We start from the raw sequence: 24923 nt of genomic DNA, 5'->3' as shown, positions 1-24923 counted from the left end.
CAATTGCAGTTCTGATATCGAATTCTACGCATATGAACAACAAAACGACGCGCAACAAGCCTGTAGAACCATCAACTGCCTATTTTTTAATCACATGACCATAGGTGATTGCCTCTGCAATCACCGCCGCCTAAACAAACGCAACAAAATGGAGGGCGCGCGGCATGACCACAGCTGCCATCATAGTCGCCGCAGGCCGCGGCCTACGCGCCGGGGGCGATGTCCCAAAACAGTGGCGCAGCCTTGCAGGACGCCGCGTGGCAGACTGGACAATCGATCGGTTCCGTGGACAGGTTGCCCACATCGTTCTGGTCTTATCCGACGAAGACACTCTGGCCTGGGAGGAGTTTCGTGATACCGACCTTATCCTCGCCACAGGCGGTGCAGATCGCGCGGGTTCTGTGCGCAACGGTTTAAAGGCGTTGACACATCTCGACGTGAAGCGCGTCTTGATTCATGACGTTGCCAGACCTTGCGTTTCGTCTCGCACCATTCAGGACGTTTTGAACGCATTGGATGCACATCAGGCCGCCGCCCCCGGACTGGCGGTAACCGATGCCTTGTGGATAGGACAAGACGGGGCCGTGACGGGCACGCAAGACCGCAGCAACTTGTTTGCGGCTCAGACACCGCAAGGCTTTCACTATGACACCATCACCGCCGCCCATGCGGCGCATGCAGGCGGTGCTGCCGATGATGTTGAGGTTGCACGCGGTGCGGGGGTCGATGTCTGCATCGTACCGGGCGATGCGGACAACCTGAAGATCACCCGCCCCGAGGATTTTGCCCGGGCGGAACGTATCATGGGAATGGATATGGATGTAAGACTTGGCAACGGCTATGACGTGCACCGATTTGGCGACGGGGATCATGTTGTCCTTTGCGGTGTAAAGGTTCCCCATGATCGCGGGTTGCAGGGGCACTCGGATGCAGATGTCGGGATGCATGCTGTAACCGACGCGATTTATGGCGCATTGGCGCAAGGCGATATCGGGCAGCACTTCCCGCCCTCGGATCCACAATGGAAAGGTGCCGCCAGCAAGATCTTTCTGCGTCACGCGGTCGAATTGGCCGGACAGATGGGATATCGCATCTCGAACGTGGATTGCACGCTGGTCTGTGAATATCCGAAGATTGGCCCTCACGCCGCTGCCATGCGAGAAGAAATGTCCAAAATCATGGGCTTGTGCGTCGATCAGATCTCAGTCAAGGCCACCACGTCCGAGCGTCTGGGCTTCACCGGTCGCAGTGAAGGCATCGCATCGCTTGCGACGGCCTGTCTGGTGAAATCATGAACGCGGCGCAGTTGATTGGCACCGTTGGCGGCGTCGGATATATACGCCCTGCCCCCGGCACCTGGGGTTCGCTGGCCGCGCTGCCGATGGCTTGGGTCCTGCACACGCTGGGCGGATTCCCATTGCTGGCAATCGCAACGCTCGTGGTGTTCGCAGGCGGCTTGTGGGCCACGCGCGTGATGACCGACGGCCAGGACGATCACGACCCGTCGGAAATCGTCATAGATGAAGTTGCGGGCCAGTTCATTGCACTCTGGGCGATCTCATATCCGTCCTGGGCGCATGGGATCGACATTACCGCCCTCTGGCCCGGTTGGGTTGCCGGGTTCGCCCTGTTTCGCCTGTTCGACATCACCAAACCCGGCCCCGTCGGTTGGGCAGATCGTCGTGGCGATCCCATGGGAGTGATGCTGGACGACGTGATTGCGGGTATTTTCGCAGCCGTTGGCGTGATGGTTCTGGCAGGCATCGCACACGGGGTTCTGGGCCTATGAACGTGCCCGACCTGCTGAACCGCGCCAAGGCGCAGGGCGTTATGATCGCCACAGCGGAAAGCTGCACCGGCGGTATGGTCGCTGCGGCCCTGACGGATATACCCGGTAGTTCGGCCGTCGTGGATCGGGGATTTGTTACCTATACCAACAGGGCCAAACAGGACATGCTGGGTGTACTGGCAGAAACCTTGGAGGCTTTCGGTGCTGTGTCCGAGCAGGTCGCTCGCGAAATGGCCGAAGGCGCATTGCGCAACTCACAAGCTCAGCTTGCCGTCGCGATTACCGGCATTGCCGGGCCGGGCGGGTCTGAATTCAAACCCGAAGGGCGCGTATGTTTCGGACTGGCCAGAGAAGGCCAGGAAACCCGAACCGAAACGATTGAGTTTGGCGCGCAAGGTCGGGATGCGGTGCGCCGCGCCGCGCGGGATCATGCGCTGGCGTTGCTTCTGACTGGCCTTTCATAACGCGCACGATTTTTGGGCATTATCTGCCCATAGCCGCCAAAACTGTCATCACTTGAACAAAAGGCGACAAATTAGGCGACCAATTCGGGTGTTGCCTCTTTTTTCCTCACCTGCCCTCCGCTTCAAGGCTCTGCACATATACTCACTCGACCCCGGGGCGTTGTCAGATGACCTGCCCGGGAAACCATGCAGGGAAAAGGAGAGCGGCCCATGAATGGAGCCGATACAGCCTGGATCATAGTTGCTACAGCACTGGTCCTTTTCATGACATTGCCGGGGCTGGCCTTGTTCTACGGCGGGCTCGTTCGTGCCCGAAACGTGCTCAGCGTTTTTATGCATTGCTTTGCCATTGCCTGTTTGATGAGCATTCTGTGGCTGGTTGCCGGGTACTCCATCGCCTTTGGGCCCGGTGAAAGCGGGCTTTGGGGTGGTTTGGGCAAGGCTTTCCTCAACGGTGTCGATGTGGACAGCCTTGCTGGCACTCTACCTGAAATCCTTTTCTTTGCCTTTCAGATGACCTTTGCCATCATTACCCCGGCCCTGATCGTGGGCGCATATGTCGAACGGGTTGGCTTTGGCTTTGTACTGACCTTCTCGGCGCTGTGGATGCTGCTGTGCTATGCGCCGGTGGCTCACTGGATCTGGGGCGGTGGAATGCTGGCCGATGGTGGTATTTTGGGCGACATTGGCGTGCGTGATTTCGCAGGTGGTATCGTGGTGCACGAAACCGCTGGTCTGGCAGCCCTGATCATCGCCGTCATCCTTGGCCCGCGCCGCAACCGCACGACCCCGCCGCATAATCCCGGCTATGTCATGGTTGGCGCCGCGATGCTGTGGGTCGGCTGGTTCGGCTTTAATGGCGGCTCGCAACTGGCCGCGGACGGAGGTGCTGCGATGGCGATGACCGTTACCCACCTGTCCGCCGCAACTGCCTCGTTGACATGGGCGCTTTGGGAACGCATCCGATTTGGCAAAGCCTCGATGGTGGGTCTTGTTACCGGAACAATTGCAGGTCTGGCCTCGATCACGCCCGCTTCGGGTTTTGTAGGTCCGGTTCAGGCCCTCATCATCGGTGCTGTTGCGGGCATTCTGTGTCAGGAAGCCGTCAGTCTGGTGCGCAACAAGCTGAATATCGACGACACGCTGGACGTGTTCGCGGTACATGGCGTCGGAGGCATCTTCGGCACCATCATGATCGCCCTGTTTGGCCTTGGCACATGGACTGCCCAGTTGGGTGGGCTGGTTATCGTGGGTGCCTTCACGGCGGTTGTCACGTTTGTGTTGGTCAAACTGGTTGCACAGATCACACCACTTCGCGTAAACGCCGAGACCGAGACAAATGGCCTCGACCTCTCGGTACATGGTGAACGGGCCTACGACATGAGCAGCTAAGCCCACCTTGGCTGCCTGTCGCCCGCAAGGGCAAAAGCGGACCTGTCATGGGTCCGCTTTTCTTGTTTTCGCGTCTTGTCCACTTACGACACACCCAATCCACCCTGAACCTTCAGGGCAAAAAATCAGCCTGACGCAGAATGCGCGTTGGTTCCTTTTGGTATAACGATCCGGCATTCCAAACCGCCTAGAAAACCGGATGCCCCCAGTTCAATCCGGCAGTCATAAGCCTTCAGCAGATCAACCGCTATAGCCAGCCCAAGGCCGCTGCCCGAGACAGAAGTATCCAGCCTTCCCCCAGAACGTAGCGCCTCGCGGTGAGCGTCCTGAGGAATTCCCGGGCCATCATCGTCAATCACAACTTCGATCCCGTTCTGGGTCCTCTTAGCCGTCAAACGGACCTTGTGTTTGCACCATTTGACTGCGTTATCCAGCAGGTTGCCCAAAACTTCTTCGATATCCTGCGCGTCCATACGCACCCAAAGACCCGGGTCGCGCTCAATTTTCAATGACTTTCCATCGCGCTCGGCCATGGTCGTGAACAGCCGCGCCAGTCGATCAATCGAATGAGACAGATCATTACGAGAATGGGTCAAATCTGCAGTGTTCAGCGCCCGCATTCTGGCCAAAGACCGGCCCAGTTGCGCGTCAATGCGGTCGAGAGCTTCCACAGCGATATCCGTAGAACCTCCCGCTTCGGACAACAGCACCAGTTCATTGCGCATGATCGCAGTAGGTGTTTTCAGGGCATGAGCCAAATCTGCCGCCTGACGACGTGATCCTGATACGATTTCCCGATTTCGGCGCAAGAGCTGGTTCAAATCCTCGACCAGAGGAGACACCTCTTCTGGATAATCGCCTGGTCTAAGGTCTTCGTCCCGATCCCAACGGTGCGCCACATCCGACCGCAGCTTTTTGAGTGGCGTCAGGATGATTGACGTCAGAAGTAGCGATCCAACGACACCGATCAGACCGACCAGCGCAAAAACCGGAAGCAGGTTTTGTTGTGCAGCGCGACGTTCCGCGACAAGCTGGGCCTGACTTTCGGCAACGCTTACCCCCCAGACCGTACCATCCTCATAAGTAATTTTCTGAAAGGCTCCTCGTAAAGCTTCGCTTTCCGGACCGGGCGTGTTCCAAAGCGTCGTTACATCAGGGTTACCGGGGGGTTCGGCAATGACTTCGTCGAACAGGGAAGCCGACGTAAAGATCTCGCCTTCGCTGTTGCTGACTTGCCAGTATCTGCCGGAATACGGTGTGCCATAGGCTGGATCGAACATCAGATCCCGCAGCGCATCCGGATCATGGGTCGTAACGCTCAACCCAACGACCAGTTGCGTGTGACGATCAAGTAGTGCGGTATCAAACCTGTCTGAAACGCGAGCATTAATGAACGAGAACACGGCCAGCGTACCGACACCCACTGAAAGGGCACCCGACGCGATCCCCCCCAGTAGAGCCCGTTGACGCAGGGATAACATCAGGCAGAGTCGATCATATATCCGCGGCCCCTAATCGTTGTGATCAGATCAGGGCCAAGTTTTTTGCGCAGACGGGTTATGAAGACGGCGATGGTGTTCGAGTCCCTGTCTCCATCGTATTCGTAGATATGCTCTGACAGTTCGGTCCTTGAGATCATACGCCCAATATTATGGGCCAGATACGTGAGAACAGCCAGCTCCTGGGCGGTCAGGTCGATGGGCACGCCATCCGCCGTCACACGCCCGTTGCGGGTATCCAGCACAACATTTCCCATTTCAACGACGGGATTCAACTGGCCGCTCTGCCGCCGCAGGATGGCACGGACCCGCGCTGCCAGTTCGGGCATATGGAACGGCTTGGTCATGTAGTCGTCCGCGCCTGCGTCCAACCCGTCGACCCTTTCGCTCCAGCCATCGCGGGCCGTGAGGATCAGCACAGGTGTCTTGATACCCGCACAGCGCCATTCCCGTAGAACTGAAATGCCATCACGTTCCGGCAATCCAATATCGAGGATGATCATGTCATAAGGTTCTGTTGCGCCCAGATGCAAAGCTTCCAGGCCGCTGTTCACAATGTCTACGACCCGACCTTCAGCGTTCAACAGTTTCTTGATCTGCTCGCAAAGGTGCGGTTCGTCTTCTGCCAGTAAGACTCTCATACTTAGGAATTATAGGCGTGCGTATGGTAGTTTAACCATTACTTTTTACCACCACCGTTTCCGCCAGAATTGCCGCCGCCATTTCCACCAGAGTTGCCACCACCGTTGCCTCCGGAATTGCCACCACCGTTGCCTCCGGAATTGCCACCACCGTTACCTCCGGAATTGCCTCCACCATTGCCGCCAGAATTGCCGTGACCGCCACCGCTGTTCCCACGGTTGCCGCTTTGACCCCCGTTTGCGTTGGCAGAAGACTTGCCTTGAGATTTCGCATTGGCCGAGTTTCCGGGCGCAGATTTCGCCGCTTCTGAGATTTGTTTGCCGATCGTGGACCTGTTGGAAACGACGACGCCGGTTTTTGCGTTAACAATAACACTAACAATCTTCCCGTTCGGTTTTTTGACCAGCACGCGGTAGTAAACTTTGTCGGCCTGAAAAGCACGCGCATCAATGGGCGTTCCGCCAAAGACCTGCTCGACGCCTTTGATGACGTCCTGAAGACGGATAGCGTTGCCAGTGGTTGTCGCTTTGCGCAGCTCCGCCTGCTTCAGCTCACGAACGGCTGCATCGCCTTCTCCGGGCTGGAGAACGGCAACAAGAAACAAGATGGTCAAGAGCTTCTTCATCTTCGGCACTCTTTACTGCGCAACCACCTTAACAATCTACCGATTTCAACATGAACTGGCGATGAACGACCAGTTTGGCGTGGGTTCAATGATGATCGGTTTAGATAGCACCTGTCAGATATTGATTCCGGCTAGCGGTTTTTCGTGTGTGCTGACCGCGAAATACTCTGCCGGCCCAAATGAAACTCGCGTTCGACCTACGAGGATCGCTATGAAAACCAATTTGACCGGCGTGCTGAAGGCCTCCGCTCTCGCAATCGCAATGTTGGGCTCCACTGCTATCGTGGCGGCAGTTGCCCTTCCAGATGTGGCCTACGCCAAAGACGGCAATGGCAACGGTGGAGGCAATGGTGGCGGTAAAGGAAACGGCGGCGGTAAGGGAAACAGCGACAACGCCGGAAATGGCAAAGGCAACGGCGGTGGTAATGGGGCGACCAAAAGTGGTGGTTCAAAATCCGCCGGTAAGTCGGGGCGCACAACCTCTGGCGCAAAGGGTTCGAAGTCAAAATCCTCGAAGGGAAAATCGTTCTCTTTGAAAGAGCTGTTTACCGGTAAGAAGTCCAAGAATACTCAGACCAAGACCGCACCGGCCGCGCACGCGACAAAATCCAAGGCTCAGGTCGAGGAAACGGACCTGACCGATTCCCATAAGAAGGGGAATAAACTGGCTGCCGCACTGGGTGTCCACCCTTCAGAACTGGGTGCACTGAACGCAGCCAACGCAAGTGAGAAGGCCCTTCAGAACGCTGCACCGAATTCGCGCGTCGGTCGCATTGCAACCTATCGCGACACGGTTCTGGCTGGCGACAGCATCCGAGCTGAGCTTGCCGAAAAACAAGACCTTCTGGATGATATGACCCCGCCGGATCGCTCCAGCGCCGAAATCAATGACGACCTTGAGGAAGCGCTGGCCGATGTTCAGGAAAAGCAGGACATCGTCGATGATCTCGAACAGCAGCTGGCAGACGCGGGAGGCACCGATCCTGATATCGAGGACGCTCTTCAGGACGCAAACGATGATCTGCAGGCTTCCAAAGATACCGCTGACAGCCTGAATGCCGAAAAACAGGCAGCCTTGGAATATGAGGAAGCCGTGCAAGACGTCGAAGACCTGACTGACGCCGTTGAGCAGCAGTCACTCGATGAGCGCGCGGCATTGGAAGACGCTGCGAACAAACCCGTCACCGACGAGGTCGAGGCTGCTGTAAAGGCAATGCTCGGACTGGATAGCTAACAGCTTTTGCCTTCATTCTTATGAAGTGGGCAAAAGACCGGGCCAGCTAAGTGATTACCAGCCGTTTGGCTGGCCCGACTTTCTCGTAAAGATCCTGACTGCCAGGTTGTATTGCGCGCATGCCCTACGCAAGTTGGCAAAGGTTACTGAGAAAAAATTTAGCCCGCTCCAATTCGGAGCGGGCTTTATCGTTCCCTGATCATGTTGATCTGGAAATCTATCGGACGTTCTGATTTTCAGAAGTCCCGGTTCGCCTCTTCAAGTCGCTTGTTATTTACGATTTCTGTCAGTGCATTTTCGATAGGAGGGAAGCGACTGCTGCTCGAATTTGTATTGCTTGAAACTTCGCCATTCATGACGGGATTATGGGGTTGCATTGTCGCACATGCATACGGCGCAACCTCAATAGCAGTCTTGATCATGCTGTTCCCCTTCCATTCAACCGGACGTGGTTTGCCCGGCCTGTGCGATCAGTATGCCCCGAACCAGTTGAACACTCAGAGAATACATTGTTCACATTATGTTAATGTTGTCGCGAAATCATGAACAAAGACTAAGCCGTTAACAAAAAAGGATAATTCCTTCTATTGCATCTGCGATCAAGTGGGACGAACAGAAAAATCAGGCGAACTCCCCCTACTCCGTAGGGTTGTTTCCCCGCACGAAAGTGGCAGATCGTCAAAGCGAACGAGTCAGATTCCCTACACCGCAATAGAGGGCAAAATTGCGGCCAACAAAAAGAAATTTACAAAACAACCGACGAAATTGCGACACAGTTCAGCAGTTGTTCGACCGGCGTGGCACGACAAAAGGTAAGACCATGACGGCGGATAGATCCAAAAAAAAAAAGATCAAGGAAAGGTCTTCAGACCGTCCTGGTAGCAATCCATTCGGTTCGCTAACCCGCAATCTGAGCAAAACCCCTGTCAGCATCAACGCTTCGGTTCAATAGATGCAAAAGCTCGATCTGGCTCGTTGCCCCTGTCTTGGAAAATATGGAACTTAAGTGCGAACGAACCGTCGTCGGGCCAATGGACAAAGTCTCCGAGATTGTCTTAACTGTCATTCCCTCTTTCATCATCGCACATACCCGAAACTCGCATCTGCTGAGTTCGGCTGGGTTATTTGGATCAAGGATTGGAACGAAGCGATTGTTGCTGTCGTATCTGGACCGGTGACCCCGAAGAACTTCGGAATTGGCAGCAACCGTTCCGGGTAAGCGTTTACTCCAGCCAGACGAAAGTGTTGGAGCCAGCGCACTTATCAGATCAAGTTCGAAGGTCTGCGGGCGAATACTGTAATGAAGCTCAATGTAATCGACCTGCGCCCCGGCTACGTCCAGCGGAACCAGGATAACCTCCACCAGCCCTTCAGGCTTTTGAGGCCGATAATGGGACATTGGTGATGCGTCGGAAAACACCAGGTCTGATAGTTTCCAGACTGAACCCGCTCTTGCAGTTGATATACAATGCCCAATAACCAGCTCGGCCTGCGTTTGCGGCTGTGAAGGCCAGATTTTTCCCAGCTGGACACAACAGCGCGCAATATGCTTTGCCTTCCAACCCTTTTTCTGCGTTCTGACAATTAGAACCGCATCAGCATTTACCAGGCGCATTAAACAATTTACGGATCGAGACAAGGAGCCATTACCGCACAGGGCCTGAGTCCACTCCACTACAAAGTCCAGACTCTCCCTCGCCTGAGCGCTCTTTAAAAAACTCACACTCATAACAATTAACCATTCAACCAAACAGACCGACCAAACAAACAGGTTCGGATTACAACAACAAATTTGTGCCCCTTACGCAGCCACAGCAACCGGAATTATCTGGCTTGTCTGCGCGGAAAGTTTTCAAACAAATACTACTACATAACTTTATCTATTTGTTTTTAATTTGTTTTTATGAGCCATTTCACCAACAATCGGCACGGAACCAATCCGCGATTGCCTGACCGTTCAGTAAAAATCAACAACCATCCTGCTCACAATCGCGACCCGACTCAATTCATTGTTTCCGAAAAGGGCGATTCGCCATACGTTAATACGTTGTTAATGCAGGGTTAAAAGTATTCGTCCAAAAGGGTGGTTTTTTTCAATTTATTCAACCAGAAGGTGTATTTCAATTACCTTTGAAGGAGGTCACGCATCTCCTGCGATTCTATTCTGATTCCCGAGCTAATGCATTTTCGCCTGGCTTGCGCTCAGAAATACAGAGCGCTGAAAACGTCTAACCTATTTGGGGGAAATAATGACTAAATTCATGAAGAAGTTTGTTAAGAATGAAAGCGGTGCAGCAATTGTCGAATATGGCCTGGCTCTTTTGGTCGTGGCGTCGATTGCAGTTGGCGCGTTCACGTACCTGGGCACCACCACCAACACAAACGTGACTGGTGCATGCGCTGCTCTGGGTAGCGCGACCTGCTGACCCAGACACACTTACCAAAATACTGAACTCTGCGCCGCCGTGCCACTGTTGCGGCGCAGAGTTCACCGCCAGGAATTTCGCGAAAGCAAGACGACCGAAGTTCCATATTTCAGAACGTAATTGTTGGAGAGAGTGATGCGTATCAGGCCAATCATTTCTACACTGTTTGGAATTGCGATAGCGTCCGGTTCCGTTTACCTGGCGAAAGATCACATTCAGTTTAAGACAAGCACTGCCGGTGTCTCGCCAGATGCCGATCTGGTTGAGATCTATGTGGCCCGATCAGAAATTGCTTTTGGTCAAACGATCGAAGCGCACGACGTCACAATTCATCCCTGGCCGCGCGAGGCGCTCCCGGCCGGAGTTTTCACGGATATTGATGTACTTGTTCCAAACAATCGCCGTCAGCTGCGGCGCGCCAAGGGCCGGTTCTATCCCGGCGAAGTAATGCTTCTTTCCAAGGTTTCGAACTTTGGTGAAAAAGTCACCCTAGTTCAAAAGTTGGGGGAAAACACACGCGCCATGGCAATCGAGGTCGATGCTGTAACGGCCGTGGGCGGTTTTGTTACCCCGGGCGATCACGTTGATATCGTCTTGACCCAAGGTGCCAAGCATGACCTGCGCGCGGTCACCATCTTGCAGAATATTCGCGTCATTGGCGTAGACCAGCAGTCGGAAGAATTAAGCGATCAGCCTGAGGTCGCCCGCACGATCACAGTGGAAGTGACCCCGCAGCAAGGTCAACGTCTGGCCCTGGCTCAAAAGGCCGGAACCCTGAGCCTTACACTGCGCACCCTGGACAGCGTCGAGGATGAGCCCATGGAGATGGTTCGCCTGCGCGATCTGCTGCAGGAGGAAGGACCTGCAGAAAAGGTTGATATTCAACCCACTGTAAAGCTGCGCCGGGGAACCGAGACCGAGGTTGTGACCATCCAGCGGCAACAGGAAGAAGCGGAACAGGAAACAGAAGCCGCGCCCGCCGCCAAATTGCAACCTGATACCCCAAAAGATGCGCACCTTGCGCCGGCGTCCGCGATGCCGCGCGTCAAACCCCGCATTCGCCCAATCACAGTCAGTCAGACACCTGGTCAATAAGTTCAGCCATGCGAGCACATGCAATCATATCCGCATTCGCCCAAGAGGAGAACGGCACCGTCGCGATCCTGTGGGGCACAGCTTTGGTCGCATTCCTCGGGTTCTTTGCGATCACGCTGGACGTTGGCCGGTTGAATTCGACACATGCAGAGCTGCAGTCATTTGCCGACAACGTGGCTTTGGCCGCAGCGGGAGAGTTGGACGGCCAACCAGACGCGATTACACGCGCCACAAATGCAGCAGCAAATCTTGTCAGCGACAGCCAGACCTTCGCGAACGGGGCAACCACGCTTTCAGGATCGTCGGATTATACCCTCCTGTTTCACTCGGCGCTTCCGGCATCGGATCTGACCCCGCTTGGCGCAGATATTACAACTGACCCACGGAAGGCCAGGTTCGCGCAAGTCGTGTTGACACCCAAATCCCTGACGATGAGCCTGGCTTCGGCGCTGGACAAAATGCTTGGTGGGGCTGGGTTTTCTGCTGCCAGCGTTTCAGCCGAGGCAGTGGCCGGATACTCGAAAGCGGCGTGCGATATCTCACCCCTGATGTTCTGCCTGCCCCCGAATTGGGAATCCACTTTGACTGTGGGCGACCAGATCCTGTTGCGCAGCGGCGGCAACGGAACGGCCTGGGGACCGGGTAACTTCGGCTTTATTGATCTGGCGAATTTCCAAGACAGCTCGGGTGTGTGTGCCGACGAAGGGGGCAATAAACTGGCCTGTCTGATCGCGGCGCAAAGCCAGATCACCCAATGTGTTCTGACCAATGGTCTGAACACCGAACCCGGCCAGAAAAACGGCATTACCAATGCTGCATTCAACGTCCGCTTTGACATCTACCGCTCGGTTCTCAACGGTGAGAAAAACAACATCGATTTCGCGCCCGCACCAAATGTGATCAAGGGGATTGAAAGCAACGGTGGCGGCGCTTGCATTCAGGGAAATGAACAGACGACCCCTGATACAACTGGTCTGGGGCGCGACCTGTGCATGACTGCGGGCACATGCGGCGGAAACAACCGTTTCGGCGACGGCAACTGGGATCGAACCGGATACCTTAATCGAAACCACGATCTGGCAGATGGGATTGCCGACGGCATAGGCAGCGACTCGCATCTGCCCGCGCTGTCCGGGTCGGATACCGTTTTCGCCGGGACGCGGTACGGAATGTATTTGAGGGAAATAGCCTACGGAAATACAAACCCTCACGCGCCGCCGAACGCAAACTCCATTCTGGACCCTTCGCTTGCTGAAACCGGACGCCCGATGTGTTCCAGCCAGATGTCCGAAGACCCGGCGCGGCGCGTTGTTACGGCTGCTGGTGTTGATTGCGCGCAAAACCCGGTTTCCGGTTCGACTACCGGAGTTCCAGTCACAAAATTTGTTGCCGTGTTCCTGACTGAACCGGTGGGTGATGACGGCGGCTCGCCCCCCAGTTTCGACATCCACGGAGAGGTCGTCGGTTTCCCCGATGTGACCGGTGTTGGCAGCGGCGGCAACGGGTTCGGCGGCATCTTTCGCGACGTCGTACAGTTGTATCGATAGGGGCAGAGTGTTCATGTGTATTCGCCTCAAATCCCCTTTCAAACGCTTCGCCAAAAACGAAGATGGTGCGATCCTTGTCGAGTTTGGCCTTGTCATGCCGATTATGCTGCTGCTGTTGGCGGTAACCCTGGAATCCGCACGCCTTATGTGGTCGTACCAGTCGGTCATTGCCGGGGTCCGGGATGCCAGCCGATACATGTCGCGCGTCACGCCCTCGGATATCTGTTCGTCTGGCGGAACAGTCGCGGGGCTCAGCACAACTCTGAAAGGGATTGTCGAGCGTGACATTCACGGCAACAGCCTGTTTCCGCCCAGCATAACCGTCAACTCGGTAACGCCCAGCCTGACCTGCGTGTCCGGTACGTATCGTATGAACCCGGCGCCTGTCGGTCAGGTAAGCGCCAATATCACCGTTCAGTTTCCGCTAGGGGGCATTCTGAAGCTTTTCGGCAGCGGCGCGTCATCGATAACCACCGACGTCGCTGACACATCGCGGATATTTGGCCAATGACATGGTTGCGGAATAATCGCGCCACCTGGCGCCAGGTCGCGGACACGTTGCTGCGCGACCAAAATGGTGGGGTTCTTGTTGAATTTGCCGTGGTGGTGTCCCTGTTTTCCTTCCTGTTCCTGGCATTGCTGGACTTTGGTCGGCTGTCATACAGCGGAGTGAACGCGCAAAAAGCCGCACAGCTGGCGGCGCGCATCGCTGTGGTGCGCCCTGCGGCGTGTCCGGGTGTGCCACAAACCCACACGCGGGGAACATCCGCGTTGTCCCCTCGCTTTGGCACCCCATGCAGTGCGTCGGCTGGCGTATGTGCCGACCCGGTAACGCCACCTTGTGCGGGTGACGCCGCCAACACCACAGCATCTGAAATCTGGGGGCGCATCAACCCGTTGCTGCCCCCCGGCACGACGATTGACGCCCTGCAGTTTTCCTATGATTTCAATTCCAATCTGGGCTTCCTGGGTGGCCCTTACACACCCATGGTCACGGTTGAGCTGAACCTGAATGATTTTCAGTTCGTGTCGCCGCTGGCCGCACTTGCAAACGCCGCAGGCGCGACCAGCAGCACAATTCCTTCAACAGCCGGGTTTTCCAATTTCAGCGTTTCGCTGCCTGCCGAAGACCTAGCATCAGGAGAGTCAGGTTAATGGTTAAGAACGTTTCTAGTCTCAATTCACATTCCGTCATGCTTGTATCTGAAAGCGAAACCGTCGCTCAGGTGGTCGCCAATGCCTTTCCCGCCGGTCAAAACAACGAAATCTCCGAGAATGCGGGTTCTTTCAAAGCGTTGAACGGTATGGCGCGCAATCTGGCATTCAAGCATGACCTGGTTATTTTCGAAATCGACCCCTGCGACGCGGGCGAGGTTCTGGCCGTCAAAGACCTCCTGACCCATCGGCAAGATGACACCTTATTTGTCGCGCTGACGCAGAATGACGTTTCGATCTCGGTCGCCCGCGAGTTGCGGAAAATCGGCATCGACGAAGTTCTACCCCTTTCCATTGATGAGGATGGGCTGAAAGCTGCGGTAGCAGAAAAGATCTCCTCCCGATCACTTCCGCAGGGATTCATTCAAAATGGTCCCTCTGCCCTTGGCACCGTCATTCCGGTTGCAAAATCCCGCGGTGGGATCGGAGCGTCAACGGTCGCGGTAAACCTTGCCTGCTCGCTGGTGGGCGGGAAAGGATCCTTCCTGAGGAAAAAGGTGAAAAACCGCGTCGCGCTTCTGGATTTTGATCTGCAATTCGGAAACGCGAACGTGTTTCTCGATCTTGAAGATAACGGGGGATGCCTCCAACTCATCGAAAATCAGGAAGAGCCGGATGATCATTTCCTGACGTCGATCCTTCAGAACCACGCGCTCGGTATTGATGTGTTGTGCGCGCCCGCGCCGTTGGTTCCGCTTCAGTCCATACGACCGGGCTTGATCGAAGGGATGCTCGACCTGCTTCAGCGCCGGTACGATTATGTTGTCATCGACCTGCCCTGTGCCGTTGTGGAATGGGTCGAACCCATTTTCAAACGCGCGAACCAACTGGCGCTGGTAACTGACACCACGGTTCCATGCGTTCGCCAGACCCGGCGCCTGATCGATTTCTATCGCGAGGCGAACATGGCCCTGCCGGTCGAGGTTGTCGTGAACCGCGAGCGGAAGACGTTGATCAAACCTGCACATGTTCGCGAGGCTGAAAAGGTGCTGGAAACGAAACTGAAGCACTGGCTGCCGGACAATCCCAAGATTGCGCGAAACGCGGTCGATCTGGGACGACCGATTGTGGACATGAAGCCGCATTCGGACCTTGGCAAGGCCCTGACGAAACTGGCTGCGTCCATGTCCGAAGGCACCCGGCCAGCCGCACAAAAAACTGTATAATGGGAGATCGCCGTGTTTAACGAGTACAAATCACGCCGGGCCGCGTCCAAGTCGAATGTGTTGGTTCTGGAACGGCCAATCGAGGTACCAAAATCCAAGGCAACACCAGAACCGGTGGACGTTGACCTGCAAGCGCATCTGGAGCTTAAAAGTCGCCTGCACAGCGAGCTTCTCGACCGTCTGAACCTGTCTGTGATCGACAAGGTCGAACGATCCGAACTGAAACGTCAGATCGCTGCGCTGGTTACCGGGCTGATCGAGGCCGAACGCCTTCATTTACGGTCCGAGGCATTTACAGCCCTTGTTGATGAACTCATTCACGAAGTGATGGGTCTGGGCCCTCTGGAACCTCTTCTGGAAGACCCGACCATCAACGACATTCTCGTCAACTCTTATGATCAGGTCTACGTGGAACGCTTTGGCCTGCTCGAGCAATCGTCCGTGCGCTTTCGCGACGAACGCCATCTGCTTCGGATCATTGACAAAATCGTCAGCCGGGTCGGCCGTCGTATCGATGAATCCCAGCCATGGGTCGATGCGCGTCTGGAGGACGGAAGCCGGGTCAACGCGATTATTCGCCCGTGTTCAGTTGATGGACCGGCGTTGTCGATCCGCAAATTCTCGCGCAATCCCCTGACCATCGACAAGCTGGTCCAACGGGACAGCATGAACGAACAGGCAGCCAAGCTACTAGCTGCGCTGGTCGAAGCCAGGCTGAACATTCTGATTTCGGGCGGTACCGGTTCCGGCAAGACAACAATGCTGAACGCCGTTTCATCCTTTATCGACGGCAAGCAGCGTATCGTGACAATCGAAGATGCGGCCGAACTTCAGTTACAGCAAAGCCATGTCGTTCGCTTGGAAACTCGTCCCCCCAACTCGGAAGGTCAAGGGGTGATTACGCAGCGGGATCTGGTGCGCAACGCACTCAGGATGCGGCCTGACCGCATTATTGTCGGCGAAGTCCGTGGTGCCGAATGCTTTGACATGCTTCAGGCCATGAATACAGGACATGACGGCTCTATGACGACCGTACATGCGAACTCGGCCCGCGATGCACTCAGCCGGGTCGAACAGATGGTGACGATGCTTGGGGCGGATTTGCCAGTCAGAACCATCCGGTCTCAAATCGCCTCGGCCATTCAGATCGTCCTGCAACTCAGCCGTCTGAGCGACGGGACACGCAGGGTCGTCAGTATTTCCGAAATCACGGGCATGGAAGACGACACGATCACGATGCAGGACATCTTTGTCTTCAAACGCCGTGGCAAGTCTGAGAATGGCGACGTTCTGGGAGAATTCCTGCCAACCGGAATACGGCCAAAATGCTTCGACCAGCTGGTAGCGGCTGGTGTTGATGTGGACACCAACATGTTTATTCACGGGGCAACGGCATCATGATTGACTTTCAGCCCAATACACTGAACATCCTGATCTATATTTCGATTTTTCTGGGAATTCTGCTCGCCTACGAAGGCGTTCACCAGCTTCTGGCGCGCAAGGAAACGCATGGCGAGGCCAGAAACCGCCGTATGAAACTGATCCAGAACGGGGCTTCGACGGATCAGGTGTTGCAGCTGCTCCGCGATCCGGCGATGCTGGCTGCTGGTGAAAAAGCCGGGCTGATTACGCGGTTTCGCCGTCTGCTTGTGCAAGCTGGTGTGGCGGTCAACCCGATTTGGGTGGTTCTCGCCGTCTCCCTTCTGGTTTTGATGATCTTTTTCGGGGCCTCCCGGTTCCTTGCCCTGGAACTGGCGGTCATTCTGAGCGCAGTTTTCGGCCTCATCAGCCCGATCATCCTGCTGGTCGCCGTGAAAGACGCCCGCGCGAAGAAACTGACGAAACAACTGCCTGACGCGTTAGACCTGATGGCCCGGGGGCTGAAAGTGGGCCACCCCGTCGCGGTGACGGTTGGAAACGTTGCCGCTGATCTACCGGATCCGATCGGGTCAGAGTTTGGCATCATCAAAGACCAGATCAACTATGGTGATGACGTCGCGACCGCCTTTCACGACTTTGCGCAACGGGTCGGAACGGAGGATGCAAAATACCTTGCCGTAAGTATCGGCATTCAGCATGGAACCGGCGGCAACCTGTCTCGCGTTCTAAGCATTCTGTCCCAGACCATCCGGGACCGGCACACGATGCAAAAGAAGATCAAGGCAATCTCTGCCGAAGGTCGCCTGAGCAGCCTTATCCTCACGATTTTGCCGGTCATCATTTATCTTTCGATCGAGGTCTCCTCGCCAACATTTTACGGCGACGTACGCAGCGATCCGCTGTTTCCGTATTTCGCCCAGGTGATCATTGGCCTGACAGTTGCCCAGGGTTTCATCCTGAAGCGACTGGTTAAATTCAGATTCTAAAGGGAATTGGGATATGGATATTCTTCAGGACATACTAAACGATCCGCGCGTCACACCGCAGTTGATCCTGTTGGTCGGAATCGCCCTTAGTGTTTTTTTTGTCGTCATGGGCCTTTCCGGATTTACGGCCAGTGAAAACACGGCAGCACGCCGCATGCGCGTTGGGACGGTATCACAAGGGCATGGGCAGGATTTTGACCTTATCCAGGGTGACAACAGCGACCCGCACGGGTTGCTGAAGGCCTTTGTCCCGTCGTCAAAACGCGAACGCTCCAAGATCGGCAAGCTTTTGAAACAAGCCGGAATTCGGCAAAAGCACGCCATTCGCACATATTATACCTTTCGGGTCGTCCTGGGGTTTGTGTTGCCTGCCGCGTTCGTAGCAACCATGGCTTTGCCAATCGAAACGCAAGTTCAGTTAGGGATCGCCGACCTTTTGCAGGGTGTTACGTGGGTTAACACAATGCAGGTCGTGACGGCACTGATGGTCTTGGGCTTTTATGGCCCGGCACTGTGGTTGCGACGTCGAATAAAGAAACGCCGCCGGGCCATCGAACACAGCCTGCCAAACGCGCTCGACCTGTTGCAAGTCGCCATCGAGGCCGGGCTGGGCTTTGACGCGGCGATGATCCGGGTCTCGCATGAAATGGCCAAAGCAGCTCCGGAAATCTCGCAGGAGTTTTCGGTTCTTCAACTGGAGTTGCAGGCAGGCAAAGAACGTCAGGCCGCCTTTCTGGATATGGCGAACCGGGTCGGTATCGACGAGATGAATTCGTTCGCGAACGCCTTTTTGCAATCCAACCAGTACGGAACCAGCATATCCGCGTCATTACGCCGGTTCGCCACTGACATGCGGCTTGACCGAGAGCTTCGCGCCCAGGAGAAGGCAAACCGTCTGCCTGTGCAGATGTCTGCCGTGATGGCCATATGCATGATGCCTGTCCTATTGCTGATTTGTCTGGCGCCAATGCTGATCCGGTGGGTCAACATGTTCGGGCAAGGGTAACGCAGCAACAATGGTGTTCGCATAGCTGAATGCCCGGGAAACAGCGGACCTTAGGGGGGTCCGCTTTTCTTTTGTTCCAACAGCTCTCGACTCCGGGCCAAGGGTCGGGCTATCAGCCCGAAACATCATTTCATCGCCGAGGTCCTGCCATGATCCCCAGTTCTTTTCCCGATAGCACTGAAATCGCTCGCCTGACGGCCCGGATGCTGCTGGAGATCAAGGCTGTCCACTTCAACGCGCGCGAGCCGTTCACGCTGGCAAGTGGCCTTCCCAGCCCGACCTATATCGATTGCCGCAAGCTGATCTCCTACCCGCGCATTCGTTCCACGCTGATGGATTTTCTGACCGTCACGGTAATGCGGGACGCGGGTTTTGAAGCCTTTGACAACATAGCGGGCGGCGAAACTGCGGGCATCCCCTTTGCCGCGATGGTGGCCGAACGTATGGCGCTGCCGATGACCTATGTGCGCAAGAAGCCCAAAGGTTATGGGCGCAACGCGCGTATTGAAGGCGCAATGAGCGAAGGCGAACGCGTGTTGCTGGTCGAGGACCTGACCACCGATGGTGGTTCGAAACTGTCCTTCGTCGATGCAATCCGCGAGACCGGTGCCACCTGTGGGCATACGGCTGTGATCTTTTACTACGGTATCTTCCCCGAAACCGAGAAGACGCTGGGCGACCATGGTGTGAAGCTGCATCACCTTTGCACGTGGTGGGATGTTCTGGCCGAGGCTAAGGCGCAAAAAGCCTTTGATCAGGAAACACTTGACGGGGTCGAGGCGTTTTTGAACGACCCGCGTGGCTGGCAGGACGCGAACAAAGACTGACGTTGCGCAAACCGTTTCTCATTCAGAAACATTACGAGTAAGCCCAACGCTCCATCCACAACATGTTGACGGGGCCCTGCCCCATCCTGCAATATGATGGGGTGGGAAGATATGCACAGGCTATCCCCAGAAAACATACAATTTGCGCCGACTCAGGGCGCTGCGTTATGGCCTCTGTCCAAGGGGCAAGAGAACAGCAATGAACGAGATCAGCAGTATCGAGCAGGCAGCGGCAAAGATTCAGAACGCCGAAACCATGCCGCATTCCATTGAGGCTGAACAGCAGCTTCTGGGTGCCATTCTGACGAACAACGACCTTTACGACCGGGTCGCTTCGATCATTGGGTCCGAGCATTTCTATGACCCGGTTCATGCCCGCATTTATGAGGTCGCCGCTGCACGCATTGCAAAGAACACGCTGGCCTCGCCTGTGACGTTGAAATCCTTCATGGCCGAGGATGAGGGCCTGAAGGAACTGGGCGGACCCGCCTATCTTGTCAAACTGGCCGGCGCGTCGATCAGTGCCTTTGCGGTACATGATTACGCCCAGATGATCTATGACCTCGCCATCCGGCGCGAGTTGATCCGCTTGGGCCGCGACATCTCCGACAAGGCCGCGCGGGTTGATGTAGCCAGCGAACCGAAAGAACAAATCGTCGAGGCCGAGCAACAGCTTTATCAGCTTTCCGAGCAGGGCCAGACCGAACAGGGGTTCCAGTCCTTCCTCAAGGCGGTCACAGAAGCCGTCAATGTTACCAACGAAGCCTACCAGCGCGGTGGCGGCATGGCTGGAATCTCGACCGGTCTGGTCGATCTCGACAAACAACTGGGTGGTCTTCACCCCTCGGACCTGATCATTCTCGCGGGTCGTCCGTCGATGGGGAAAACCTCGCTGGCGACCAACGTGGCCTTCAACGTGGCTAAAGCGTACAAACGCGGTCTGAAACCGGATGGTTCCGAAGGCGCGATTGACGGCGGGGTCGTCGGCTTTTTCTCACTTGAGATGAGCGCCGAACAGCTGGCCGGGCGCGTTCTGGCTGAGGCGTCCGAAATCTCCAGCCACAAAATCCGTCAGGGCGACATGACCGAGGCCGAATTCCGCCGTTTCGTGGATGCGGCCAAAGAACTTGAAGCCTGCCCGCTTTTTATCGACGACACGCCCGCCCTTCCGATTTCTCAGCTTGCCGCCCGCGCGCGCCGGTTGAAACGCACGCATGGGCTGGACCTGCTGGTGATCGACTATCTGCAACTGTGCCGCGGCATGTCCGACAATCGGGTTAACGAGATTGCCGAGATTTCGATGGGCATGAAAGCAATCGCCAAAGAACTGAACATTCCGGTGATTGCCCTGTCGCAGCTTTCCCGCCAAGTCGAAAACCGCGACGACAAACGTCCACAGCTGTCTGACCTGCGTGAATCAGGCTCGATCGAACAGGACGCCGATGTAGTGATGTTCGTGTTCCGCGAAGAATACTACAAGGAACGTGAAAAACCCGGCGATCACGAGCTTGAGAAGATGGAAGAATGGAAGCAGGCCATGGAACGGCTTCATGGCAAGGCCGAGATAATCGTTGGCAAACAGCGTCACGGCCCAATCGGCACGGTCGAGTTGTCATTCGAGGCGCAATTCACCCGGTTCGGCAATCTTGTCAAACCCTGGCAGCAGGGTGGTGAAATCGAAGGTTATTGATCGCGAAAGGACAGCCTTGCTTGGGTTTTCCTGACCTTCATTTGATTGCTGGCAAAGCAAAAAGGTTCTCTGAACCTTTCGCGCCATTCAGGATCTGGTGCGCGAGCCGAGAATGGGTCCGCCCGCCTGTTTTCTGACAGATTGTACTCCGCACTCACCAAAGCGTCGGATTGTTCAACCCAGACACGCAGTGCGACGGGCCGCTAAGTGGCGCAAGCGCCTGACCATCCAGCGATTGTCCCAACCAGCCATGCGGATGGCTCAGCTTCAGCGGCGGTTGTGCAGTGGCCTCAGAAATCTGTTCAAAACCTGTTTTTCGATAGTAAGCGGGATCACCGTAGGTGAGCGCCACGTTCACGCCTGTTGTCCGCAGGCAATCCAGACCATACGCGATCAAAACCTGTCCAATCCCGGCTTTTTGCTTGTCTGTTCTGACAGCCATTGGCGACAGGATAAAAACCCGGCGCGCATCCTGTGGAAACAGCATTCGGGAAAAGATGGCACAGCCGAGCAACACCTGATCGCGTCGCGCGGTGCACACCATCAGATCCTGTGGTGGGGTGGTATCGATCAACTCTTGCACGAAAGCTTCGATAACAGCCCCCTCGTCCGGGCTTTCCGACGCCGAAAAAACTTCTGCGAAAAACCGGGCTGTTTCGGACTGGTCTGGCGTTTGATCGGTATAAAAATCCATGATTTCCTCGGCATATGCCGCAGCACCGTTTATTGCCGCGATGGGACGATCTTGTTCACAAGATCACTTTAACACCTATGTGAAGACAATCCTGAAAACCGCTTAACACAGCAGTAAGTCGCCAAAATGCCTGCTTTTTTGGGTGTTTTCCGCCGTATCTGTCGTTTGATGGGTGCAATCTGTCGCGGAAAAAGCCCTTTCCCTCTTGACCTTGGACGGCGCAATGTCATGAACAGTCCCATGAGTACTGCACGTTTGACGATCAATCTTCAGGCACTCGCCAGAAACTGGCGGGCACTCGACGCGAAAACCGGGGTCGAAACCGGCGCCGTTGTCAAGGCGGATGCCTATGGGCTGGGCGCAGGACCTGTCAGCGACACGTTGGCAGAAGAAGGCGTTCGCAAGTTTTTCGTGGCTGCCGCAGAAGAAGGCACAACCGTTCGCGAGGCAGTTGGCCCCGGCTCGATGATTTTCGTTTTTTCTGGACATATGGAGGGCGATGCCGATCTGCTGCGCGGCAACGACCTGATACCGCTGATCAACTCGCCGGAACAGTTTCAACGCCACACAGAGGCCCTGCCCAACCACCCGTTTGGTATACAACTGGACAGTGGCATGAACCGGCTTGGTCTTGAACCTGCCGACTGGGCAGAGTTGCGCTCCAAAGCCGAAGCCTTGAACCCGGCGCTCATCATGTCTCATCTGGCCTGCTCGGACGAGCCGGACCATCCGATGAACCAGCAACAACTGAAAACCTTCCGCGAGATGACTGATGGGGTCGCCGCGCCGCGCTCTCTGGCAGCGACGGGCGGGATGCTTTTGGGGCCTGAGTTTCATTTCGATTTCTGTCGCCCAGGCATCGGCCTTTACGGTGGCATGCCCTTTGCCGGTGCAAAACCGGTCGTAACCGTTGACCTTCCCGTCATTCAGGTGCGTAGGTTGGCCGTGGGCGAGACCGTGGGTTACGGAAACACCTGGGTGGCGCGACGGCCATCCCGGATCGCCACTGTTGCTGCCGGCTATGCAGATGGCCTGCATCGCGCCATTGGCGGCGGCATCGACACATTTGCGGGCGACCAACCCTGCCCGGTTGTTGGACGTATCTCGATGGACCTGATCACCGTGGACGTCACAGACCTGCCGAAAGACCCGGAGCGTCTGCGCATTCTCAACGGTCATCAAACCGTTGATGATCTGGCCGAGGCCGCTGGTACGATCGGCTATGAAATCCTGACATCAATGGGCAATCGCTATTCGCGGGGCTACGTCGAATGAACCCAATCAGCGCGCTGGGGGGGCTGGGCCGCACCGTGCTGGGCCTGCTTGCGGCCTTTGGCCGGGTGGCCCTGTTCGCGCTTGATGCAGTGTCGCACATCTTGCGCCCGCCTTTCTATCCGCGTGAATTCGGGATGGCCCTGCTGAATATCGGCTGGTTGTCCCTGCCGGTGGTCGGTCTGACCGCCATTTTCACCGGCGGCGCGCTGGCCTTGCAAATCTATGCGGGCGGTGCGCGGTTCAACGCCGAAGCCGTCGTGCCCCAGATTGTCGCCATCGGCATGGTGCGAGAGCTTGGCCCGGTGCTGGTCGGCCTGATGATCGCCGCGCGCGTGACCTCGTCCATCGCGGCCGAGATCGCCACGATGAAAGTGACCGAACAGATTGACGCTCTGGTCACGCTCTCCACTCATCCGATGAAATACCTTACTTCTCCGCGTGTACTGGCCGCCCTGATCACCGTGCCTGCGCTGGTCGCCGTAGGTGACGTTATCGGGATTGCGGGCGGGTACACTGTCGCCACGCAGAACCTGGGCTTCAACCCGGCGGCGTATCTGAAAAACACCGTCGATTTCCTTGAGATGCGCGACATTGTATCGTCTCTGGTCAAAGGCGCGGCCTTTGGCGTGATCGCGGCTATCATGGGTTGCTATTACGGCATGAACTCGGGCCGCGGCGCACAGGGTGTCGGTCGCGCAACCAAAGGGTCGGTCGAGGCCGCAGCCGTGTTGATCCTCGCCGCAAACTTTGTTCTCACAGGGGTGTTTTTCTCACTATGATCCGGATGGAGAACGTAGAAAAAGCCTTTGGTGACAACCACGTATTGCGTGGAATGAATCTTGAGATTCCCAAAGGAACCTCGATGGTCATCATCGGCGGCTCGGGCACCGGAAAATCTGTTGCCCTGAAATGTATCCTGGGTCTGATCAAACCCGACAACGGCATGATCTATGTCGACGGCAAAGACGCGTCCAAAGGCGACCGCGACGCGTTTCTGGCGCGGTTTGGCATGCTGTTTCAGGGCGGTGCGCTGTTCGACTCGCTGACCGTCTGGCAGAACGTCGCCTTCCGCCTGCTGCGTGGATCCCTGAAACGCCCCACCGAAGAAGCGCGCGAGATCGCCATCGAAAAACTGCGTCGCGTGGGCCTGAAATCCGACGTGGCGGACCGCTTTCCGGCAGAACTGTCAGGTGGCATGCAAAAACGCGTGGGCCTTGCCCGCGCCATCGCCGCCGAGCCCGAGATCATCTTTTTTGATGAACCCACCACGGGTCTCGACCCGATTATGTCCGGCGTCATCAACGACCTGATCCGCGAAATCGTGACAGAGATGGGCGCCACCGCGATGACCATCACCCACGACATGAGTTCCGTCCGCGCAATTGCCGACAACGTGGCGATGCTGCACGGAGGCGTCATTCAGTGGACCGGCCCGGTCAGCCAGATGGATGCCTCGGGTGATCCCTATGTGGAGCAGTTTATCAGCGGGAGCGCTGAGGGGCCGATTGAGGCGGTGCGGTGACCGGCGTCGTCTCAATCGCTGAATTGTCTTTACCTGTCAAAGAACTTGGCATCTATTATTGTGCTGGAGTTGGATTTGCTTCTTCCGGTGTCCTTCCCGGTCTCATGTCATCATCCGGCACACGCGAGAGGTACTCGGACGCGGTCGCTTCGTTCAGACGACAGAAGTTTGGCTGGGGCGCCGAAGCTCGTCATGCCGAGGCGACAAAGGACGGTTCTCTACTAATAAGTGTTCTTACCTGGGCATTCCTGGCCGCCACGATTTTCTTGCTGTGGTATCTGATGAATAAGCTACAGAATCCCGTTGCGAATATAGTCGTCGGAATCTCGTTTTTTGTGTTGGCTATCAAAACCAGACATAACTTCCAAAAGCGCTGGACCGGCAGTATGCTTGAGTATGACTGCGGCAGCCTCGCGTTCACACTTCTTCTGTTTGTAATTGGCATGTAG

26 protein-coding genes are annotated in these 24923 nt (G+C 56.0%); 20 read left to right on the top strand and 6 right to left on the bottom strand.

What is annotated here, in order from left to right; translation table 11 throughout:
• Positions 1 to 164: 164 nt before the first annotated feature.
• From ACR0ID_RS01935 to ACR0ID_RS01920, 4 genes are all read left to right on the top strand, one after another.
• Complete coding sequence (locus tag ACR0ID_RS01935; protein WP_480603450.1) at positions 165 to 1295, top strand: bifunctional 2-C-methyl-D-erythritol 4-phosphate cytidylyltransferase/2-C-methyl-D-erythritol 2,4-cyclodiphosphate synthase; 1131 nt, start codon at positions 165 to 167, stop codon at positions 1293 to 1295.
• Positions 1292 to 1789 (top strand): phosphatidylglycerophosphatase A family protein, encoded by a 498-nt coding sequence (locus ACR0ID_RS01930; RefSeq protein WP_480603448.1) that lies wholly within the window; start codon positions 1292 to 1294, stop codon positions 1787 to 1789. Before ACR0ID_RS01935 ends, ACR0ID_RS01930 begins: the two co-directional genes overlap by 4 nt.
• Entirely contained in the window at positions 1786 to 2253 is a 468-nt protein-coding gene (locus tag ACR0ID_RS01925; protein WP_480603446.1) for a CinA family protein, read from the top strand. The genes ACR0ID_RS01930 and ACR0ID_RS01925 overlap by 4 nt, the downstream gene beginning before the upstream one ends.
• A 210-nt stretch (positions 2254 to 2463) precedes the next feature.
• Entirely contained in the window at positions 2464 to 3645 is a 1182-nt protein-coding gene (locus ACR0ID_RS01920) for an ammonium transporter (protein WP_480603445.1), read from the top strand.
• 125 nt (positions 3646 to 3770) lie between these two features.
• Here ACR0ID_RS01920 and ACR0ID_RS01915 read toward each other — a convergent pair whose 3' ends face one another.
• Genes ACR0ID_RS01915 through ACR0ID_RS01905 form a run of 3 tightly spaced genes read right to left on the bottom strand, consistent with a single transcriptional unit; the run spans position 3771 to position 6411 of the window.
• Positions 3771 to 5126, bottom strand: a complete 1356-nt coding sequence (locus ACR0ID_RS01915) for an ATP-binding protein (protein ID WP_480603443.1) — start codon at positions 5124 to 5126, stop codon at positions 3771 to 3773.
• Complete coding sequence (locus ACR0ID_RS01910; protein WP_480603441.1) at positions 5126 to 5785, bottom strand: response regulator transcription factor; 660 nt, start codon at positions 5783 to 5785, stop codon at positions 5126 to 5128. The genes ACR0ID_RS01915 and ACR0ID_RS01910 overlap by 1 nt, the downstream gene beginning before the upstream one ends.
• 38 nt (positions 5786 to 5823) lie before the next feature.
• Positions 5824 to 6411 (bottom strand): PepSY domain-containing protein, encoded by a 588-nt coding sequence (locus ACR0ID_RS01905; RefSeq protein WP_480473088.1) that lies wholly within the window; start codon positions 6409 to 6411, stop codon positions 5824 to 5826.
• Here ACR0ID_RS01905 and ACR0ID_RS01900 point away from each other — a divergent pair.
• Positions 6392 to 7645 (top strand): hypothetical protein, encoded by a 1254-nt coding sequence (locus ACR0ID_RS01900; RefSeq protein WP_480603438.1) that lies wholly within the window; start codon positions 6392 to 6394, stop codon positions 7643 to 7645. The genes ACR0ID_RS01905 and ACR0ID_RS01900 overlap by 20 nt on opposite strands.
• Positions 7646 to 7881: 236 nt before the next feature.
• On the opposite strand, the gene ACR0ID_RS01895 is transcribed toward ACR0ID_RS01900, so the two are convergent.
• A complete protein-coding gene (locus ACR0ID_RS01895; RefSeq protein WP_480473092.1) occupies positions 7882 to 8067 on the bottom strand; it encodes a hypothetical protein in 186 nt (61 codons plus the stop codon).
• Positions 8068 to 8543: 476 nt separating this feature from the next.
• Positions 8544 to 9395 (bottom strand): helix-turn-helix transcriptional regulator, encoded by an 852-nt coding sequence (locus tag ACR0ID_RS01890; protein ID WP_480603436.1) that lies wholly within the window; start codon positions 9393 to 9395, stop codon positions 8544 to 8546.
• Positions 9396 to 9906: 511 nt separating this feature from the next.
• On the opposite strand from ACR0ID_RS01890, the gene ACR0ID_RS01885 reads away from it, so the two are divergent.
• The 11 genes from ACR0ID_RS01885 (at position 9907) to ACR0ID_RS01835 (ending at position 20983) form a co-directional block, all read left to right on the top strand.
• Positions 9907 to 10071, top strand: coding sequence for a hypothetical protein (locus tag ACR0ID_RS01885; protein WP_480493053.1), 165 nt, complete (start codon positions 9907 to 9909; stop codon positions 10069 to 10071).
• Positions 10072 to 10206: 135 nt separating this feature from the next.
• Positions 10207 to 11166 carry a Flp pilus assembly protein CpaB gene (gene cpaB / locus ACR0ID_RS01880; RefSeq protein ID WP_480553697.1) on the top strand — a complete coding sequence of 320 codons (960 nt, stop codon included), beginning with the start codon at positions 10207 to 10209 and terminating at the stop codon, positions 11164 to 11166.
• Between the two features lie 8 nt (positions 11167 to 11174).
• The gene (locus tag ACR0ID_RS01875) at positions 11175 to 12713 is read left to right on the top strand and encodes a pilus assembly protein TadG-related protein (RefSeq protein WP_480493051.1); all 1539 of its coding nucleotides are present in this window, start codon (positions 11175 to 11177) and stop codon (positions 12711 to 12713) included.
• 13 nt (positions 12714 to 12726) lie between these two features.
• On the top strand, positions 12727 to 13224 hold the full coding sequence (locus ACR0ID_RS01870) for a TadE/TadG family type IV pilus assembly protein (RefSeq protein ID WP_480603434.1): 498 nt from the start codon (positions 12727 to 12729) through the stop codon (positions 13222 to 13224).
• Entirely contained in the window at positions 13221 to 13868 is a 648-nt protein-coding gene (locus tag ACR0ID_RS01865) for a TadE/TadG family type IV pilus assembly protein (RefSeq protein ID WP_480603432.1), read from the top strand. Before ACR0ID_RS01870 ends, ACR0ID_RS01865 begins: the two co-directional genes overlap by 4 nt.
• A complete protein-coding gene (locus ACR0ID_RS01860) occupies positions 13868 to 15094 on the top strand; it encodes a CpaE/TadZ family protein (RefSeq protein ID WP_480603430.1) in 1227 nt (408 codons plus the stop codon). Before ACR0ID_RS01865 ends, ACR0ID_RS01860 begins: the two co-directional genes overlap by 1 nt.
• Positions 15095 to 15106: 12 nt before the next feature.
• Positions 15107 to 16495, top strand: coding sequence for a TadA family conjugal transfer-associated ATPase (locus ACR0ID_RS01855; RefSeq protein ID WP_480473108.1), 1389 nt, complete (start codon positions 15107 to 15109; stop codon positions 16493 to 16495).
• A complete protein-coding gene (locus tag ACR0ID_RS01850; RefSeq protein ID WP_480603428.1) occupies positions 16492 to 17460 on the top strand; it encodes a type II secretion system F family protein in 969 nt (322 codons plus the stop codon). The genes ACR0ID_RS01855 and ACR0ID_RS01850 overlap by 4 nt, the downstream gene beginning before the upstream one ends.
• A gap of 13 nt (positions 17461 to 17473) precedes the next feature.
• Positions 17474 to 18466, top strand: a complete 993-nt coding sequence (locus tag ACR0ID_RS01845) for a type II secretion system F family protein (RefSeq protein ID WP_480603426.1) — start codon at positions 17474 to 17476, stop codon at positions 18464 to 18466.
• Between the two features lie 149 nt (positions 18467 to 18615).
• A complete protein-coding gene (locus ACR0ID_RS01840) occupies positions 18616 to 19293 on the top strand; it encodes an orotate phosphoribosyltransferase (protein ID WP_480603424.1) in 678 nt (225 codons plus the stop codon).
• A gap of 199 nt (positions 19294 to 19492) precedes the next feature.
• On the top strand, positions 19493 to 20983 hold the full coding sequence (locus tag ACR0ID_RS01835) for a replicative DNA helicase (protein WP_480473116.1): 1491 nt from the start codon (positions 19493 to 19495) through the stop codon (positions 20981 to 20983).
• A 154-nt stretch (positions 20984 to 21137) separates the two neighbouring features.
• Here ACR0ID_RS01835 and ACR0ID_RS01830 read toward each other — a convergent pair whose 3' ends face one another.
• Entirely contained in the window at positions 21138 to 21677 is a 540-nt protein-coding gene (locus tag ACR0ID_RS01830; protein ID WP_480603422.1) for a GNAT family N-acetyltransferase, read from the bottom strand.
• A 240-nt stretch (positions 21678 to 21917) separates the two neighbouring features.
• Here ACR0ID_RS01830 and alr point away from each other — a divergent pair, with 240 nt between their 5' ends.
• The 4 genes from alr to ACR0ID_RS01810 are packed head-to-tail and all read left to right on the top strand — an operon-like array spanning position 21918 to position 24923.
• Entirely contained in the window at positions 21918 to 22952 is a 1035-nt protein-coding gene (alr, locus tag ACR0ID_RS01825; RefSeq protein WP_480603420.1) for an alanine racemase, read from the top strand.
• Positions 22949 to 23731: an MlaE family ABC transporter permease gene (locus ACR0ID_RS01820; protein WP_480473122.1), complete on the top strand. Its 783-nt coding sequence runs from the start codon at positions 22949 to 22951 to the stop codon at positions 23729 to 23731. The genes alr and ACR0ID_RS01820 overlap by 4 nt, the downstream gene beginning before the upstream one ends.
• Entirely contained in the window at positions 23728 to 24474 is a 747-nt protein-coding gene (locus ACR0ID_RS01815; protein WP_480603418.1) for an ABC transporter ATP-binding protein, read from the top strand. Before ACR0ID_RS01820 ends, ACR0ID_RS01815 begins: the two co-directional genes overlap by 4 nt.
• Complete coding sequence (locus ACR0ID_RS01810; protein ID WP_480603416.1) at positions 24471 to 24923, top strand: hypothetical protein; 453 nt, start codon at positions 24471 to 24473, stop codon at positions 24921 to 24923. The genes ACR0ID_RS01815 and ACR0ID_RS01810 overlap by 4 nt, the downstream gene beginning before the upstream one ends.

This window comes from Ruegeria sp. AL2, from assembly GCF_056540845.1.
This window is presented reverse-complemented; position numbering and strand designations above follow the sequence as displayed.

Excerpts from the sequence above, each read along its gene's own strand:
- cpaB (WP_480553697.1), top strand. The coding sequence starts at position 10,207 with ATGCGTATCAGGCCAATCATTTCTACACTGTTTGGAATTGCGATAGCG.
- ACR0ID_RS01845 (WP_480603426.1), top strand. The coding sequence starts at position 17,474 with ATGGATATTCTTCAGGACATACTAAACGATCCGCGCGTCACACCGCAG.
- ACR0ID_RS01895 (WP_480473092.1), bottom strand. The coding sequence starts at position 8,067 with ATGATCAAGACTGCTATTGAGGTTGCGCCGTATGCATGTGCGACAATG.
- ACR0ID_RS01870 (WP_480603434.1), top strand. The coding sequence starts at position 12,727 with ATGTGTATTCGCCTCAAATCCCCTTTCAAACGCTTCGCCAAAAACGAA.
- ACR0ID_RS01860 (WP_480603430.1), top strand. The coding sequence starts at position 13,868 with ATGGTTAAGAACGTTTCTAGTCTCAATTCACATTCCGTCATGCTTGTA.
- ACR0ID_RS01935 (WP_480603450.1), top strand. The coding sequence starts at position 165 with ATGACCACAGCTGCCATCATAGTCGCCGCAGGCCGCGGCCTACGCGCC.
- ACR0ID_RS01875 (WP_480493051.1), top strand. The coding sequence starts at position 11,175 with ATGCGAGCACATGCAATCATATCCGCATTCGCCCAAGAGGAGAACGGC.
- ACR0ID_RS01930 (WP_480603448.1), top strand. The coding sequence starts at position 1,292 with ATGAACGCGGCGCAGTTGATTGGCACCGTTGGCGGCGTCGGATATATA.
- ACR0ID_RS01865 (WP_480603432.1), top strand. The coding sequence starts at position 13,221 with ATGACATGGTTGCGGAATAATCGCGCCACCTGGCGCCAGGTCGCGGAC.
- ACR0ID_RS01850 (WP_480603428.1), top strand. The coding sequence starts at position 16,492 with ATGATTGACTTTCAGCCCAATACACTGAACATCCTGATCTATATTTCG.
- ACR0ID_RS01885 (WP_480493053.1), top strand. The coding sequence starts at position 9,907 with ATGAAGAAGTTTGTTAAGAATGAAAGCGGTGCAGCAATTGTCGAATAT.
- ACR0ID_RS01820 (WP_480473122.1), top strand. The coding sequence starts at position 22,949 with ATGAACCCAATCAGCGCGCTGGGGGGGCTGGGCCGCACCGTGCTGGGC.
- ACR0ID_RS01835 (WP_480473116.1), top strand. The coding sequence starts at position 19,493 with ATGAACGAGATCAGCAGTATCGAGCAGGCAGCGGCAAAGATTCAGAAC.
- ACR0ID_RS01905 (WP_480473088.1), bottom strand. The coding sequence starts at position 6,411 with ATGAAGAAGCTCTTGACCATCTTGTTTCTTGTTGCCGTTCTCCAGCCC.
- ACR0ID_RS01840 (WP_480603424.1), top strand. The coding sequence starts at position 18,616 with ATGATCCCCAGTTCTTTTCCCGATAGCACTGAAATCGCTCGCCTGACG.
- ACR0ID_RS01920 (WP_480603445.1), top strand. The coding sequence starts at position 2,464 with ATGAATGGAGCCGATACAGCCTGGATCATAGTTGCTACAGCACTGGTC.
- ACR0ID_RS01830 (WP_480603422.1), bottom strand. The coding sequence starts at position 21,677 with ATGGATTTTTATACCGATCAAACGCCAGACCAGTCCGAAACAGCCCGG.
- alr (WP_480603420.1), top strand. The coding sequence starts at position 21,918 with ATGAGTACTGCACGTTTGACGATCAATCTTCAGGCACTCGCCAGAAAC.
- ACR0ID_RS01925 (WP_480603446.1), top strand. The coding sequence starts at position 1,786 with ATGAACGTGCCCGACCTGCTGAACCGCGCCAAGGCGCAGGGCGTTATG.
- ACR0ID_RS01915 (WP_480603443.1), bottom strand. The coding sequence starts at position 5,126 with ATGTTATCCCTGCGTCAACGGGCTCTACTGGGGGGGATCGCGTCGGGT.
- ACR0ID_RS01900 (WP_480603438.1), top strand. The coding sequence starts at position 6,392 with ATGGTCAAGAGCTTCTTCATCTTCGGCACTCTTTACTGCGCAACCACC.
- ACR0ID_RS01910 (WP_480603441.1), bottom strand. The coding sequence starts at position 5,785 with ATGAGAGTCTTACTGGCAGAAGACGAACCGCACCTTTGCGAGCAGATC.
- ACR0ID_RS01815 (WP_480603418.1), top strand. The coding sequence starts at position 23,728 with ATGATCCGGATGGAGAACGTAGAAAAAGCCTTTGGTGACAACCACGTA.